A 16,700-nucleotide genomic window follows, 5' to 3' on the forward strand; every position below is an offset into this window, starting at 1 on the left:
AGCTCAGGGTGAGTTATGATGGTTGTTACTCAGGGCGCAGCTGCATGGAAGTAGCTGCGCCCTGAGTAACATAGGTACGTGTGGTCATGCATTTTGCTGCATGACCACACAACCGACTAATGGTGGTGATGTCCGCCGCCGTGACCGCCGTGATGATGCCCGCCGTGATGGTGTCCACCGCCGCCGCCGTTATTGTTATTATTACCACCATTACCCCAACCACCGTATCCACCCCAGCCACCCCAGCCACCCCAGCCACCAAAGTTACCCAGACCCCAGCCGCCGAAGCCATATCCGCCGCCGCAACCGCCACAGCCACCAAAACCACCACCCCAACCACCGAAACCGAAGCCATATCCGCCGCCGCCGCCCCAGGCGCCATTAACTTTCTGCAGCTGCTGATCAGACAATTCCTCGGCATCAATGTTGACTAAAAATTCTGGATATGACTGCTCACTCAGGATATCCATGCTCTGCTCATTTTTGCTGTTAAACATCGAATTCGTCCTTTCGTAAAGTATCAGGATCTCTCACTGGATTTTTCCAGGTGGCCATGTGCCACTTCATATGTACCCTATGGTGATTTATATGTCAAGTCCATAATAATCTACGAATTCACTAAGTTTAATAATTAGTTAATCTTTCGTGGCTATTGCATATTAAATCAATAGCAATATATAGGATTCGCAATCTTAAATGATGAGGAATCCTGCACGAAAAAGCCAAGCAATGATAATGTAGACCTTTTTAACGGGTTAATAAGGGAGGAGAAAGAGAAAGAAGAATTCCTGCTAGAATTAGAATTCCTATTAAGGCAACTTCTTCTAATATCCACCAGTATATAATAGGTTGTTTTCTTGCACGCCTGAATAAGGCCAAAATGAACAAAATCGCGAGAAAAATGATGAGCTTTATTAATAGAACTCTTCCATAATTAGTAGTGATGAGATTAGAAATACTGGTAAACTGCAGCCAGCTAATAATCACCCCTGAAATAAAGAGTTCAGCCACCGCAGTAGTCGCCAGGTAACCAAAACGTGTTAGCAGCACACTCTTTTGTGCAAGCAGTCTCTGGTGCCTCCAGAGGCCAGTCAAACTGCTCAGCCCTCCAATCCAGAGGCCCATTGAGATAAGGTGAACCATATGAGCCAGCAGGCTAATCCAGGGAGCACGGGAGCCCGTGGCATGACTACTGAAACTGTCGATTAATGCCAGTAAAATACCCACCAGGCAGGCCAATCGAACCCCTTTTTTCGCTCCTTGCTGTATAGCTCCCACCAGAATCCATAGTACAAGTGCGGCCCCCAGGCGCAAAGATAGCAGCCAACCAAAATTAGTCGCCAGCAGGCCACCAATAATATCAAAGCTCAGCCCTTGACTGGCCGTTAGCCCCATACTCTGCGCCAGCAGTGCCAGCGGCTCAGCCAATACCAGCAGGGCGATACCATACTTTGCCAGGCGTAAAAGGTAATCTTGAATCTCTTCTACCGTTGACAGTTGTAGTGGATAGACAATCAGCCAGAGGAAAGCCAGAACCCCAAATCCAAGTGCATAGCCCAGGAAGTGCAGTAGCTGTGCTACAGCTTGCAGGACAGTATATATGAATGGCAGCTGCTCCTGTCCGGTGCTATTAGCCCAGGGACCTCCAGGCTGACCGACACTAAATATATACTTACCGCTTACTGGCTGGGTATCCTGCGAAAGCACCTGCCAGCTGACAAGATAGCTACCTTTCGAGCGCGCATCAATCCCCATTTCCAACTGATTGCCAGAGATCTTTACCGCCCCATGTATAATTTGCTGACCTGAAGGGGTCATCACAGTAATCGTCTGGACAATTGGTTGGACCGGCTCAGAAAACACTAACAGTAGTCGTGACGGTGGAAGAGCCTGTACACTGTTGGCAGCAGGATCCGCACGTAACAGGCTAGCATGCAAACTTCTAGCCTGGGCGGGTGTAGGATATAGTAACAGGAGGCCAATAAGCACACTCCACATAATCCATAGACCCGACCAGTAATACTGTGACCGCCGAAGACGTGATATGGGCATAACGGCCTCTAAATGCTTTCAGCCAGCGGAACATCCATAGCGGATGGCACATCACTTACCAATGGCTGCTGCAGACGTGGCTTCCGGCCAATACGAATAACCATACCTGAAGCACAAAGGCAAAGCAAGCCAGCCGAAATAAAGCTGACCTGATAAGATCCCAACCAGGTGCGCAGCAGGCCAGCCATAAAAGCGGCTGTCGCGGCCCCCAGTTGGTGCGAGGCGAAGATCCAGCCATAAATTACACCTGCATTGCGTACACCAAATAGCTCAGTGGTCAAACGTGCCGTTGGTGGCACGGTCGCGACCCAATCCAGCCCATAGAAAACAATAAATACAGCTAGCGAGAGATAAGAGGAACTCAGTGCATATGGCAGAGCAATAGTGAGCAGCCACGCAATCCATAATACCAGCAGAGCACCAGCGAATCCCATCGATCAGTCAAATAGAGACAGCCAGCGATTATCCATGCGATCAGAAGCCAACCAGAAATTGTAGTGCCGATCAGGTCAAAAATACCGATTAAAGCTAGCATACTGGCAGCAGTCACTTCAGCAATGCCGTGGTCCATTGAAGCGGGAATCAAGTGGGTACCAATCAAACCATTGGTGGTGGCGCCACAGATAAAGAAACTTCCAGCCAGTAACCAGAAGTCAGGTACTCGTAAACCACGTCCTAACCCTCTGAGAGCACTAATAAATGGATTATCGGTGCTACTCGCCCCTGCTCCCTCCTCCTCAACCTCAGCTCCATAAGGGAGTAAGCCAATATCTCGTGGTCGCTCACGCATAAAGATGGCCACCAGCGGTACGACCAGCAGGGCCGCGCCAGCGGTGGTTAAAGCGGCAGAGCGCCAACCATAATTGACCGCTAAAGCCGCCAAAGCGGGCAAAAATACCAGTTGTCCGGCCGCATTGCTGGCGGAGAACAAACCTATTACCAGGCCTCTACGCTTCACAAACCAGCGATTCGCCACCATAGTACCCAATACCGAGGCAATGGCGCCGGTAGCAAGCCCAACCAGGAGTCCCCACAAGAGATCCAGTTGCCAGGGTTGATGCATAAAAATTGTCAGCCCGGCCGAGAGCGCAATCAGAAGTAAGGCCAGCACCATCACACGCCGAATACCAAAGCGCTCCATAATCGCCGCCACAAATGGTCCACTCAAGCCATAGAACACCAGATTGATAGAGACTGCCAGCGAAATTGTGGCCGCGCTCCAGCCAAACTCGTGTTCGAGCGGCACCAGCAATACGCTGGGAGTCGAGCGCATACCAGCGGCCGCCAGAAGCGCCAGAAAAACAACCACCGCGATAATCCAACTATAATGCAAACGTGATCGTTTCGATGGGAGATGCATGCTCTTTCCTTTTCCAATTGCTATGTGCATACTCATATCAAGAAGGTCAATTTAACAGGTCAATCTATTCTCTCTAGCCGCTTGTGGAACAATGGGCAACTATCAGTAAACGGGCCGCGTCTTTCACTGAGCAAACGGGTCCATCAGAACCAAAGATAGGAGTTGATGCAAAGACACCCTCCATCAGTAGCAGTAATTGATCAGCCAGTACAGCAGGCTGGGAAGCCGAGGTTTGCTGACAAATGGAGAGCAAGCGCCGCCGCACTTCATACTTGGTCGAATGTGGCAATAGATGTCCAGGATGGGTAACAGCGGGAAATTCTGTTGAGGCATTGATAAATGCACAGCCACGATAGCCCTGCACGCTAACTTTCTCAACTAGAGCCTCAAAAAGGGCCAGCAATTGCTCCTGCGGCGCCCCTGCATAGGGTTGAACCGCAGCATCAAACCAGGCCAGAAAAGCTATCTGGCGCCGCTCTAGATAAGCCTCAATCAAAGCATCTTTCGAGTGGAAATGATAATAGAAAGTGGCTTTTGCCACCGAGGAACGCTCGATAATGGTGTCGATACCAACTGAGCGAATACCCTCCTGGTAAAACAATTCAGAGGCTACATCTAAAATTCGAACACGTGCCGAACGCGCTGATGCTTCCATTACAATCCCTCCCCATTTGATGAACAACTTCTCTCTATATAGACAGACCTGTCTGTATGATAACACAAAACTAAAGTACAAACCAGGGCAAAACCTTGTAGAGAGAGATGAAATTGATTTTTAGCCAGGGGAGGATTAGTGATCCTGTACATCCCAGACAAAAAGGTTGCCGCTGATATCTGTGGATACAATGCGATCAATAGCAGCATTGGGAACCCAGGAGATGGCATCAACTGGTGTTTTGTGGCGCATATAGGTACAGACTAGCTGGCCATCTTTATTATCTCCTGACACGTTCCACACCTGGACTTCACCATTCTTGTCAGTGGAGGCCAGATACTTGCCATCGGGCGACCAGGCGATCGCGCCATCCCAGTTGCTATTAGAGACGCTTCTGGTATTGTATGTGCCATCAATCAAGGTTCCACGATCATGCACATGCACCACACCATCGGCGAGCGTATAGGCCAGGCGCATGTCGTCCGGCGACCAGGAAAGGCCGACCACGCGTTGCGGTAGACTCAGGTATGGAGTGGGCTCCTGGGTCAGGCTGGACCGGCCGGTGCGCATATCCCACATCTCGATCTTCCAGATCTGCTGGCCATCTCGATCGACTGAAGCACAGATCGAGGCCAGCGTATTTCCTCTAGTAGGCCAGGCAATGGCAGTAATTGTGCCCTGTTGCGCCGTATAGCTGCTCAAGAAGTGTCCTGTGGTTGTATCCCAGATCGAGATGGTGGTTACAGCACTCGTTTCATTGAGGGCCAGGGCAATGTAATGACCATTTGGAGAGAAAGTAGCCACGGGAATCTGCGAACTGGTGGGGACTGAAAAAATGGTTTGTCGATTATCTTTTCGTATTATTACCGCCCCATTTTGTAGCTCAGCGGTATAAAACGAATAGCCTACCCATGCCAGATCCAGGACTCTGGCTGGTGTGTTATACATGGCCATGGATTGCTTGATAACGGCATTAGCAACTTGAATAGTCCCATTCCCATCCACCCAGGCAAATTGGGTGTTATTCAACCAGGTAACGCCGGAACTCTTGCCTCCAATGTCATGATAATGGGCATATTCAACGATATGATTGATCTCGGCTGGAGCCTGTAAAGGCGGCTGTAACATAAATGCCACGCCACCTAATAACATTACAATCAACATAACAATGCTAGCATGCCTGGCTGTAGCAGCCAATTTTGTCAGGCTGGCTAGCAAATGCGAGTGGGCAGGATAAGCTGGCGCTGGTACTATATCTGTACGAGGAGTGGTCGAGGGTATGGCAGGCAATTGTTTTTCATAGATTGAGGGTTTATTAGTTACGTCAGAAGAGGAAGCATTATCGGGCGAGGAACATTGTTGGCGCTGCCAATGCTGGAGGGCAACATCAGCCAGGCCACGTAATACCTTTTCAGCTGCTTGCCGCACATTCGTATCTTTATCCGCCATGGCTTGCTGCAACAGTGAACGCGGAGCCAGCTCATTCATTTTACCCAGGGCCAGTACCGCTGCCTCGCGCACCATCCAGGAACGGTCTTGTGAGGCAGAGGTTAACGCATCCAGGGGGCGTGCGTTCCCAGTTTGCCTAGCACAGTCACGGCAGCAGCACGCACCGTTTCATCCTGATCCCCCAGCGCATAGATCAGCGCATCAAGCGGCACACGATGAATATGGTTGCCCAGTGCCATCACGACACAGGAGCGCACATGCCAATCGGGATCATAAAGCGCGACTAATAAGGGCTCTAAGGGGATTTCCGTATCTGTGGTACCAAGCACACGAGCGGCCGTAGCCCGCACCGCTTTATGTTCATCTTGCAAAGCGGCCAGCAAGAGCTCCCGAGGTGCCTGCAGGGGCAGACGTCCAAGCTGTTTTAAGGCGCCAACACGGACAACCCAGTCAGAATGCTGCAAATCTAGTAGCAATTGTTCATGTGAAAGCGGAAATGTTGTAGAGTTTTTACCCAGACCGAAGTAGGTTAAAGGAGGAAGCGACGACTCAGGCTCACCACTATTACTCGTCCCATGCAACCATTGTCCAGCAGCGTTTTCATGCTCTGGACGCCCAGGGTGATCGCTCTCATGTTTCTCCATCTTGGCTTTACCCTACCATATTCACCTGCATCTGCAATATCTTTCTTAGCTGCTGAATACCACGGCGTACATATACTTTTACCGTACCAAGTGGCTGATTAAGAACTTCCGCCACTTCCTGAAGACTGAGCTCTTCAAAATAATAGAGACTCACAACAGCCTGATAATGACGAGGTAAGGATGCGACCAGGGCTTCTAACTCCTGGCGCCGCTCCAACTGCTCAAATACCTCTTCCGGATTGACGCCATTCTCTTCCTCAGTCTCAGGCCATTCGTGCTCTTGTCTCTCCTCCAGGGCTACAGATAATCCTTGCTGCTCAGGCGAACGACTAACAAAATTATAATAAAGGTTCCAGGTAATCTTATAGAGCCACGCACGTGCTTTGAGATCTTGTCTTTGCTGCACAGAATATCGCTCTAATGCCACATAAGCTCGAATAAATACCTCTTGCACGATATCTTCAGCATCTAGAGAGTTCCCGAGCCGCGTCGTCACAAATGCCTTCAATTGATGCCAATAGAGCGCTACCAGGCGTTCGTAATACGCATCAACATTGTCAGCAAACTGGACAAGGCTCTTATCACCGCTCACATCCATAACACTCCAGCGTGTTTCTACTTCTCATAGGAGAAAACACAATAAAATGATTTCTGGTTACACCGCTTACTTTACAAATGATATATTTCCATCTCCCAATGCGATAAACACCGGGCGCGTAAAAATATATTTGTACCATAAAAAGCAACCGGGAACGCCGCTTGCTCGCGGCTAGCTCTGCCGCCGCTATTCAACCCTCGTAACGTATCCGCAGCCATGCGGCTGCCTTCACCAGATTGAATAGTATCACAACGGCAGAGTCTCTATATTATGATACGCCGAAAAGAGCTTTCATGGCTTCGATATGTGACTTATTGTGGATAAAGATTATGTTAAATTTCTCCATTTGGAAGAATCTGGGTTTTAACTCCCTCACCGCGTCTCACTTTTTCAAGGGCGGCTGGAAAATCTTCCAGGGGAAGGGCCTGGGTCAACATAGCTTTAGTATCAATGGCCCCGCTACTGATCAGGTCTACAGCAGCACCATAGGAGAAGAGAACGGCCATCGAGCCCAGAACGGTAATTTCATCGTTGTAGATACGGAAAGGTGAAAGGGAGATGCGGGCTTCCTGCGGAGCCACGCCAAAGACCATGAATTTGCCTCCCCGGCGTACGGCACTAAAGGCCGCTTCCATGGCTTGAGAGACGCCAGTAGCGTCGATGACACAGTCAAAACCCAGTGGCTCATCTTTAAGCACCTGCGCGATATCTGTCTGGGTACGATATGCTCCTAACTGCTCTGCTCGCTTTAAGCGCTGACTATTAGTATCGATGGCCACCACCTGGGATGCGCCGCCGCGTAGCAAGAGTTGCAGTAAGAGGAGTCCCATTGTGCCAGCGCCAACAATCAGACACTTATCTCCCAGGCGTGGATTAAGACGGTGAATGCCATGGACAGCGCAAGAGACAGGTTCGATTAAGGCGGCTTCACGATATGATATCGTATCGGGCAAGACATAAGCATTGGCGGCTGGAACTTTGACATATTCGGCAAATGCCCCATCCACTGTATCACCAATGGCAGCCCAGTTCAGGCAGAGATTGCCATGGCCCGCCCGGCAAAAATCGCATTTGCCACAAAACAGCGAGGGATCGACCGCTACACGGATTCCAGGTCTGAACTTAGCCGCTTCAGGATCTTTCCCTTGTTGGATATTGGCGCCTACCGCTATGACCTCGCCAGCGAATTCATGGCCAGGCACAATCGGGTAAGGAGTAGGAGGAAAGGAGCCTTCGGCGATATGCAGATCAGTACCACAGATGCCACAGGCCCCTACTCGAACGAGCAGATCATCCACCCCAGGAGTTGGATCTGATTTATCGCTGACCCGTATAGTTCCAGGTCGCTCAATAATAGCCGCACGCATAGTAACATCTCCTTTTTTAAACGTAACTACTCAGTACCTTGAGAAAAGCTGGACAAAGCTGATAAACTAAGAGCATGACAGAAGAAGAAGTGAGAAATCTTCAGAAAGCCTACCGAGAGCTCAAAGAGCAAGCAGAGGCATTCAAAGAGCAAGCAGAGCAGAAAGATCGCAGGATCGAAGAGCTCGAAGGATTGCTCATAGGTGCCTTGTTGCGCATTGAAGAGCTTGAACGGCGATTGGGAAAAGATAGTCATAATAGTAGTAAACCTCCTTCCAGTGATGGATTGGGTCGCAAACCTGGCAAACAGCGGCGCAAAAGCGGCAAGACTTCCGGTGGACAAGCCGGTCACCACGGTCATACCCTGATGCAAGCATTGACTCCTGATAGCGTCGTGCTTCATCGTCCAACGCACTGTGAAGCATGTCAGTACCCTCTTGAGCAGGAGGCAGCTATCACCAACGAACGCCGTCAAGTCCACGATCTGCCCACGTGGCGTTTGCTGGTCGAGGAGCATTGCCGACAAGCAATCTGCTGCCCCTATTGCCAGCATGTGACGCAGGCGTCTTTTCCGGCAGGCGTCGATGCTGCTGTCCAGTATGGCCCGCAGGTCCAAGCCTTGGCGGTCTATCTTTCCCACTTTCAACTGGTGCCACTGCAACGCACCTGTGAAGCTCTTGCTGATCTGTGCGGGTGTCAGTTGTCCGAAGGCACGCTGGTCCGTTGGATTGCTCAGGCAGCCAAGACCCTTGAGTCGAGCATCGAGCGGATCAAAACCTTACTGCTGGCCAGCCCCTTGCAACATGCTGACGAAACGGGGATGCGTGTCAAAGGCATCTTGCATTGGATGCATCTCAATGCGACTCCCTGGCTCACCCTGTACTCCTGGCATCGCAAACGAGGGCATCAGGCTCTGGAGCAGATTGGGATCTGGCCACACTATCAGGGCCGCTCCATGCATGATCGCTGGTCCAGCTATGATCGCTACCTCTGTACCCATAGCCTCTGCGGAGCCCACCTGCTACGCGACTGCCTGTATGTCGCCGAACAGGAGAAGCAGCCTTGGGGACAAGCCATGTTCGATCTGTTGCTGGCGATGAAGCAAGCCGCTGATCGCTGGCGCCTCCAAGGAGCGAGCGCCGTCCCCACCCCCGAACGGGAGCAGTGGCTTGCCCAGTATTTTGCCATTCTGGCCGCTGGCTTTGCCACGCATGCCGCTCAAGCCCCTCCCCCAGGAAGTCTGCAGCCCAAACGACAAGGACGCAAAAAACAGGAAGCCTCCAAGAATCTGCTCGATGCGCTCTTAAAGCGAGCTGATCAAGTGTTGGGTTTTCTGGAGGACCTGTCTGTGCCTTTTACCAACAATCTCGCCGAACGAGATTTACGCATGGTGAAAGTGCAGCAAAAGATTTCCGGAACCTTCCGCAGTGACGATGGAGCTACGGCTTTTTGCATCATTCGCAGCTATCTTTCAACCATGCGCAAGCAGGGGCGCTCAATGCTTGCTGCCATTGCTGCGGTTTTTGCTGGTTCTCCTTTCCCCATTGCATGGGCTACTGAGTAGTTACTTTTAAACATACACATAACGCGTGAATTTCAAGGTTATGTATATTTTATACGTCTCTCAAGAGACTACCCGCTGACCTTGTCAAACGTCAAGTTCCGTATATCGACTCCCCGCCTTAAGGGCAGAACATTCCCAGGACAGCAAAATCAAGCGAGCAAGCAATTGAGGTCAATAAGATGAAAGGAGATGTAGGGGGTATGTCGCCCGGCAAGGAGGCGTTAGATTACGGAGCCGGGCGCTACGGATACAGGGTCGCTCTGAGGTGGACCACAAGCAAGCACAGAGGCCCGCAGCTAAGATACCTCATCGGGCAGTGGTGGAACATACGGCGGGGTCCCCCAATAAACTAGTTTGCCACCAATCCTCATCAGCAAAATACCTAGTTTTCTTGCACCCAATCGGCCAGACCGTTTCCATGAGAAATACTTTGGGTGACGTGTATGAATACGTCGTTCCTCGGATTCTTTCATGAGCAAACGGAGATACATTATTGAGATCATCTGGTTATTATATGGAAACATACAGACTGGTCACTCCTCGTTACCGACACAACTGTACTATTGTACGGTTGTCCTATCACATCACAAGCAAAACGTTTCCAATTCAACAAAGTACATTACCATGAACGTTTACAGAGAGAGTTTTTCTTTATTTCAGCAGCACGAATCAGCGATCATACATGTTTCAAAATTTGAACGCTTTCCCAGTAAAAAGAGTCACACTGCTTGAAATGAGGATGCTTAAAAATGTGAAATAGGGTCACTCACCCCATTTTTTGCTAAACCATGAGCACGCCATAATTGGCATAATAACTATTTAAACACAGCTATTCGATATATTCAATTAATTATACTTATTTAATAGTTCGATCCACCATTTACAATTCAAGCAATTTAGGTATAATAAAAGTAGGATAAAGTCTTATATACCTGGAGTAAGTCAGTATTGAAAACAGAAACAGGAGAAAAATGATGTCACTATCCACCGATCGTATCCTCACCCGTAATACCATAGCGACAGGATTTGATTTTCAGGCAGACCTGGCCACACAGACCAGCCATTTTTCTATCTACTATGCGACCTCTTTAAGTGCCAGTGATGGCAATAAATATGCCCAGTATGTTGCCCAGCAATGTGAAAAGGATTACACACAACTACAATCTTTTTTTGCTAACGTAACTATTCCAGATAACTCTTTGCCCTTTAATATTCTGGTTGGCCCGAATATTCCAGGCGCCTATCACCATGGTTGTTCAGATACAGATCTATACTGTGATGCAGTCGATGATCCTGAAGAGCTTAATATGTTGGTCGTAGCCGAGGAAGTCGAAGTTTTCGAAGCAGTGCAGGGTAAGGGTTGGGATTGTGGGGCCACTAATGGAGAGGCACTATCACGTGCCCTGGCCGAGGAATTGCATACAACCCAGAACGCAGGCTTTCTGATTGCTCCGGCCTGGATCAATAGTCGACGGCGCGACTATATTAGCACCAATGAAAGTACCGATCAAGATACCTTTGCCAATGCCTGTGGCCTGCTCTTCTTAAACTGGCTGCATACAAAACTCGCGTATAGTTGGACAGATATTGTGCAGCAAGGCGCTCCCACCCTGGGCCAGACATATGCAGCCCTGACCGGTAAGCCCGCTTCTCAGGCCTTCACAGATTTTCTGGCGGCTATCAATCAGCTGTTTCCCGCAGGTACTACCGCGGACGTAACTACGAATAATCCGTTCCGCCAGGCGTAAAATAAAAACTAGCTCCAACGCACAGGATCTGCTGACGATGCCGCTCTCTCATCCCATCATCACCAGATCCTGTCCTTTACCAGCAGATAGATAAACTCTGAGAGTCAAAGGTCATCTTAACTCTTTGTAGTAGTGTGCCTTTTAATAACGCGCTCGTTGGCGGCCAGAATTTTAGTCTGCTCTTCAACCTCGGCCACAACCTGATAGCCACCATAGAGATACGGCTGGATAAAAAAGTCCTGCGCCAATAGATGATGAATACCGTAGTGGGGATGGCGATGATGGATATCGCAGAGCACCATGATATTATCTTCCGAGTCAATAAACTCTTCCAGTGTCTGGTGATCCTTGATTTGAGGAAATGTGACCCGCAATTTCTTCGGATCGCAGGCATTGAGCAGGCTACGCTCAATCGGATAGTGGTGGGTCTCAATAGCGCTGGCCTTGAAGGGGTTCTCCTTTGCATCTTTTAAAGTCGATTTACGCACCCCACAGATAGCGCAGGGGTATCTAATTTATTGACCAGCCGATTGTGCGTCTGTACATAGATTGGAGTATCTTCCCGTGGAGGATGCGGTGGTGTCATCTCAATCTCAGCCACTCCAAAGACGGTCGCATGCACGTGCGTTAGTGTCTCCGTCGTTTCGCCATCCACCTGCTGCACCTTCTTGACTTTGATATCCGTGGTGACCTGTTTCTGGCTGGCGGCACTATGAGCCCCTTTATGGGTCGCGACCTCAACATTTTTGACGACATCTTCCCGCACATGTGTCTCCTTAGCGCCATGGGCGGATCGTTGAATTTTATCGACCTCAATCTCTTCCTGCACATGTTCATAGATGTGCGATTTCGCATGGTGGGCGGCCTGCGGGGTCAAACTCAAATGTTTCAATCCTGGAGTAGCTTTAAGCAATTTATTAAAGCGTAATGGTCCAAACATGCTTTTTCTCCCTACAACAAATAAATACCGATTAAATAAGTGTGTGGAATTCTTAGCGTTCATTCAATGAGGAGCTTTGTTTCAATCATAAAATTCATTGAGCAAACTGTCAATACAGAACAGAGCGCTGTTCTGTATTGACAGTTTGCTTGTATACGTGCGCAGTCGCGCCCGTACGGTTTTTATTATATGTTGTGGGAAATGTGCTTTGCACATTTCCCACAACATATAATAAAAAAACAAAATTAAAAGAAATATAGCATAAAAGGACACAGGAACAATCTGAGTGTCATCTCAGCGGCCAGCGGGACTCTCTGAGTGTCATCTCAGCGGCCAGCGAGGCTCTCTGAGTATCTTCTCCGGGGCTAGCGGGGCGCTTGGCGCCCCGCTAGCCCCAGAAAAAAAATTTTTGCGCGCCAGAGGCGCGCCAGTCCAATTATTCCCTTATATGGCATAATAAGAAATGGCTGGCTTTTACCATCATTTGAAAATGCCACTCAAGTGCGGCAATAGCGCCCATAAAATTGAATTTAAATATATAAAACCGAGGATATGATGCAACAAAATTTATCATCAACACCAACACCAACGCCTAAAATACCTGCGCAGATAGAAGCAACCCCGACTCAACTACAGCCATCGTCTACCTTTATGAAAGGCATACCGCCACAGGTTTTCGCGCTACTGGCCATGTTCTGTACTCAGATGGGCGCAGCCGTAGGTAAAAGTCTCTTCCAGAGCATTGGGACGGTGGGGACAACTTTTTTACGTCTGGGCTTTGCCGCTTTGCTGCTGCTGCTCTTCTGGCGTCCCAATATCCGTCAGATCACGCGTAAACAATTGGGACTGATGATTATTTTTGGGATTGCGATTGCCTGTATGAATTCAGCTTTTTATATAGCAATTAATCGTATTCCTCTGGGCATTGCTGTGACACTTGAATTTGTAGGTCCGCTGGGCGTCGCATTATTGCAGTCGCGCCGCTTGAAAGATCTGATCTGGGCAGCCCTGGCCGCGACTGGTATTATTTTGCTGGCCCCACTGGGGACAACCAATATAGATCTGCTCGGCGTTATTTTTGCCTTGATTGCGGGCATCTTCTGGGGTGTCTATATCATCTTCAACGTGCAGGTTGGTCGTGCTTTTGTGGGTGGGCAAGGATTGGCGCTATCCATGCTGGTCTCAGCCTGCGTGATTGCGCCTTTCGGCATCATCACAGGGGGACCAGCAGTCTTTACGCCACATATTTTATTGATCGGCCTGGCCGTCTCCGCCCTTTCAACTATCATCCCATTTTCACTAGAGATGGAGGCCTTGCGACGCCTACCCTCCCGTGTCTTTGGGATATTCATGAGCATAGAACCAGTCCTGGCCGCAATGATCGGCTTTATCTTCCTGAGAGAGCTCATCACTGTCCGCGATATCATTGCCATGTTTTTGATTATCACGGCCTCAATCGCCACCTCCCTGGAAGCTAAATCGGTGCATCAATAACCATCGATTCTTACAACCTGAAAAAACTCAGCCAGTCCAACAACGCGGTGCGGCAGCCACGGCGCTCATCGAGGGCCTGGGTCGGCGATACAATCACACGGCGCTCCAGGGTCGACCTGTCATCTTTAGCAGGCACCGGCATCAATCGAGCTTTAAGACTATGCTTTGGACGTAGCGTGATTACTGGATTAAAGCCCGGCTGATAGTTGGCCGGAACCTCTGGATTAAAGCGTTGCATCACCGTCGCCAGGATCAAGCGGGCTTCTAATTGTGCCAGTGGCATGCCGATGCAGGTACGCGGCCCACCACCAAAGGGGAAATACGCACCAGACGGCACTTGCTGTCCATGTTCAGGGTCCCAGCGCTCAGGGCGAAAGACCAGCGGATCGCCCCAGATCTCTGGCAGGCGATGCATGACCCACTGGCTCAACATCACACGTGTGCCAGCCTGGAAATGTACGCCATCCAGCTCAAAATCCTCGGCGGCAAAACGCCCTTGTATCCAGGCGGGAGGATAGAGGCGCATTGATTCATTTAAGACCCAATCGGTATAAGTGAGTTTGGAGACATCTTCGAGGGTGAGGGGACGCCCACCTAAGACTGTACGCAGCTCTTCCTGCAATTTTTCGCGTACATGTGGATGTTGAGAGAGCAGATAGAAACTCCAGCCCAGGGCAATGGCAGTCGTCTCATGGCCAGCTGCGATAAAAGTCAAAATGTGATCATGGATCTGCTTATCGGTCAGGAGCTGGCCCGGTGTACTACCATCTTCAGTCGTGAGTAGCATAGATAGGACATCATTGCGCTCTACTGCTTCGCTACGTCGCTGGGCGATCAACGTATAGATCGACATATTCATCTTGCGCATGGCGGCCAGCCGCTTGCCATAAGCCGTCACAGGATTATCGATGCGTAGATTAAAGAGGGTATCCAGGATACCGGCCTGACTGCCAATCATTTCATCGAAGGTCTTACCCAGGGCATCGAGTTGAGAGGCGAAATCGATATCAAACAAACATTTGCCAATAATGCGCAGGGTCAATTCCTGCATGCTCTGGGTCAGATCAACTGTGTCTCCGATATGCCACCCGGATAAAGCATCGTCTGTATATTGCAAGATTACATCGGCATAGCTCTCCACACGTTTCTTGTGAAAGGCTGGCTGCACAGCCCGGCGTTGCTGCCGGTGCTTCTCGCCATCAATTGTTAACAGGCCCTCGCTCGCCGTAGTCTCATCGGGCTGAGAAATTTCGCGCGAAGTGAAAGCGCGTGGATGTTCAATCAACACATAGCGAACGTATTCCGGTTTAAAGAGGAACACCAATGGCATACGTCCCAGATAAACAGTGGTCATATCTCCATAGGTACGTTGTAACTGCTGAAGGTAGCCCAGTGGATCCTGGCGAAAGGCCAGCAAATTACCAATCACAGGCCATGGTCGCGGACCCGCAGGAAGCGTTGGTGTTACTTTATCTTGAGCAACTGTTGTCATGGCAATCTCTCTATTCCAACTCTCAATGCACACGCTCAACTTACTATCCACTATCATAGAACATCCACGGTTAAATAAACAACCAATGCGCCAATGTATATATCTGCAACCAGAAACATGATCAATATTGTTGCATTCGATGGCTTGTATCTCGCTTTGCAAAATTGCAAGTCAAAAAAAAGTCTTGCGGTACGTCTATTATATAGCTTTACTCGTTAACCTTATTAAAAATCGGTGCATCTTTTGTTTAACTAGCAAGCGGTTAACAAGTGGAATGCAGGGAGAGAAGCCATGACAGACCATATCATCTTTATCCATGGCGTCAATACCCGTGAGACAGGGATTGAGCCAACATACGCCGATCCGCTCATTCGACAGTTGTATCGGCACAATGAAACGCTGGAGACTCCATTAGACCTTAATATGATTCCGCTCTATTGGGGAGATGTCAATAAAGGAGATGAGGCAGCCCTGCTAAACATTTATGAACAATCGCCCCTCTGGAAAAAGATGAATTTTACTGGCCTGCGTGGAAATCAACTCTTACAATTTACTGGCGATGCTGTCCTCTATATTAGCCGCTTCGCAGGCATTAAGGTGGTCGAAAGATTGCGCCTGCAAGCTCTGGCAGGCTTTAAACAAAATGGTAGAACAGGTCCGCAGCCAGGCGATCGCATCCACCTGGTTACCCATAGTATGGGAACAGTGATTCTGTTCGATGCGCTCTTCAGTGCCCGCTGGGACCCCGAAAAAACATCTGACTACCAGGGCGTTGAGGAGATTCGTGAGACAATCTTTGGCTTAACGGCTCAAGCCAGGCAGGGATTACTGCTCTGCAGCATCCACACGATGGGCTCACCCATCAGTTTGTTCAGTCTGATGATGGTCAAAAATGGCAATGGCATTATGAATACGATGCCCAACACCCACGACATCACCCCCAGGCTGCAACAACTACTCACAAATCTGCATAACATCTTGCAAAGAAAATTGCCGTGGCGCAACTACATTCATCCTGGCGATCCCGTTGCGTATCCATTAGAGGATCTGCTCTATGCCATGATCGATGAACAACAGGTGATTCTAGATATCAAAGATATTCTGACGCAGGAGCCAGGCCTGCTGGACCCATTGCTCAATACCCAGAATCTAGGAGAAATCGCCGAGATTGCGCTCTTTGGTGGAAAAGCACATAGTAGCTATTGGAGTAATGAACTGGTCGCCAGCGAAATCTTTGAGACGGTCCGCAATGCCAACAAAGTAACTTCCTAGCACGAAAGCTTTTCAGTGGAACTCTTATTTTTATTATGTGGTGTAGAAAATGTGCGATACACATTTT

Annotated in this window: 14 protein-coding genes and 1 pseudogene; 4 read left to right on the forward strand and 11 right to left on the reverse strand. The window is 49.4% G+C overall.

Translation table 11 applies throughout. The annotated features are described in order from the left end of the window. Positions 1–116: 116 nt before the first annotated feature. The 8 genes and pseudogenes from EL645_RS40360 to EL645_RS29850 form a co-directional block, all read right to left on the reverse strand. Entirely contained in the window at positions 117–497 is a 381-nt protein-coding gene (locus EL645_RS40360) for a hypothetical protein (protein WP_176599845.1), read from the reverse strand. A gap of 250 nt (positions 498–747) precedes the next feature. Continuing rightward, positions 748–2,052, reverse strand: coding sequence for a copper resistance CopC/CopD family protein (locus EL645_RS29820; protein WP_126555537.1), 1,305 nt, complete (start codon positions 2,050–2,052; stop codon positions 748–750). A gap of 8 nt (positions 2,053–2,060) precedes the next feature. Beyond that, positions 2,061–3,412, reverse strand: a pseudogene (locus EL645_RS29825) (MFS transporter). 73 nt (positions 3,413–3,485) lie between these two features. Beyond that, the gene (locus EL645_RS29830; protein WP_126555540.1) at positions 3,486–4,067 is read right to left on the reverse strand and encodes a TetR/AcrR family transcriptional regulator; all 582 of its coding nucleotides are present in this window, start codon (positions 4,065–4,067) and stop codon (positions 3,486–3,488) included. Between the two features lie 135 nt (positions 4,068–4,202). Then, positions 4,203–5,630: a WD40 domain-containing protein gene (locus EL645_RS29835; protein ID WP_218032304.1), complete on the reverse strand. Its 1,428-nt coding sequence runs from the start codon at positions 5,628–5,630 to the stop codon at positions 4,203–4,205. Further along, the gene (locus tag EL645_RS29840; protein ID WP_126555547.1) at positions 5,618–6,160 is read right to left on the reverse strand and encodes a HEAT repeat domain-containing protein; all 543 of its coding nucleotides are present in this window, start codon (positions 6,158–6,160) and stop codon (positions 5,618–5,620) included. Before EL645_RS29840 ends, EL645_RS29835 begins: the two co-directional genes overlap by 13 nt. A gap of 7 nt (positions 6,161–6,167) precedes the next feature. Next, the gene (locus EL645_RS29845) at positions 6,168–6,752 is read right to left on the reverse strand and encodes an RNA polymerase sigma factor (RefSeq protein WP_161977804.1); all 585 of its coding nucleotides are present in this window, start codon (positions 6,750–6,752) and stop codon (positions 6,168–6,170) included. Positions 6,753–7,090: 338 nt separating this feature from the next. After that, the gene (locus tag EL645_RS29850) at positions 7,091–8,125 is read right to left on the reverse strand and encodes a zinc-dependent alcohol dehydrogenase family protein (RefSeq protein ID WP_126555552.1); all 1,035 of its coding nucleotides are present in this window, start codon (positions 8,123–8,125) and stop codon (positions 7,091–7,093) included. A 74-nt stretch (positions 8,126–8,199) separates the two neighbouring features. Between EL645_RS29850 and tnpC the strand changes: the two genes are divergently transcribed. Then, positions 8,200–9,687, forward strand: coding sequence for an IS66 family transposase (gene tnpC / locus EL645_RS29855; RefSeq protein WP_126548577.1), 1,488 nt, complete (start codon positions 8,200–8,202; stop codon positions 9,685–9,687). A gap of 971 nt (positions 9,688–10,658) precedes the next feature. Further along, complete coding sequence (locus EL645_RS29860; RefSeq protein WP_126555555.1) at positions 10,659–11,435, forward strand: hypothetical protein; 777 nt, start codon at positions 10,659–10,661, stop codon at positions 11,433–11,435. A 116-nt stretch (positions 11,436–11,551) separates the two neighbouring features. On the opposite strand, the gene EL645_RS29865 is transcribed toward EL645_RS29860, so the two are convergent. Both EL645_RS29865 and EL645_RS29870 read right to left on the reverse strand, forming a co-directional pair. Next, positions 11,552–11,923 (reverse strand): hypothetical protein, encoded by a 372-nt coding sequence (locus tag EL645_RS29865; protein ID WP_126555557.1) that lies wholly within the window; start codon positions 11,921–11,923, stop codon positions 11,552–11,554. Continuing rightward, positions 11,905–12,375 carry a hypothetical protein gene (locus EL645_RS29870; RefSeq protein WP_126555560.1) on the reverse strand — a complete coding sequence of 157 codons (471 nt, stop codon included), beginning with the start codon at positions 12,373–12,375 and terminating at the stop codon, positions 11,905–11,907. The genes EL645_RS29865 and EL645_RS29870 overlap by 19 nt, the downstream gene beginning before the upstream one ends. 552 nt (positions 12,376–12,927) lie before the next feature. Here EL645_RS29870 and EL645_RS29875 point away from each other — a divergent pair. Beyond that, positions 12,928–13,869: an EamA family transporter gene (locus EL645_RS29875; protein ID WP_218032127.1), complete on the forward strand. Its 942-nt coding sequence runs from the start codon at positions 12,928–12,930 to the stop codon at positions 13,867–13,869. 10 nt (positions 13,870–13,879) lie between these two features. Here EL645_RS29875 and EL645_RS29880 read toward each other — a convergent pair whose 3' ends face one another. Next, entirely contained in the window at positions 13,880–15,361 is a 1,482-nt protein-coding gene (locus tag EL645_RS29880) for a cytochrome P450 (RefSeq protein WP_161977805.1), read from the reverse strand. 291 nt (positions 15,362–15,652) lie between these two features. Between EL645_RS29880 and EL645_RS29885 the strand changes: the two genes are divergently transcribed. Beyond that, complete coding sequence (locus EL645_RS29885; protein WP_126555565.1) at positions 15,653–16,633, forward strand: hypothetical protein; 981 nt, start codon at positions 15,653–15,655, stop codon at positions 16,631–16,633. The last annotated feature ends 67 nt before the right edge of the window (positions 16,634–16,700 follow it).

It is taken from the genome of Dictyobacter kobayashii, from assembly GCF_003967555.1.
GTDB lineage: Bacteria > Chloroflexota > Ktedonobacteria > Ktedonobacterales > Ktedonobacteraceae > Dictyobacter > Dictyobacter kobayashii.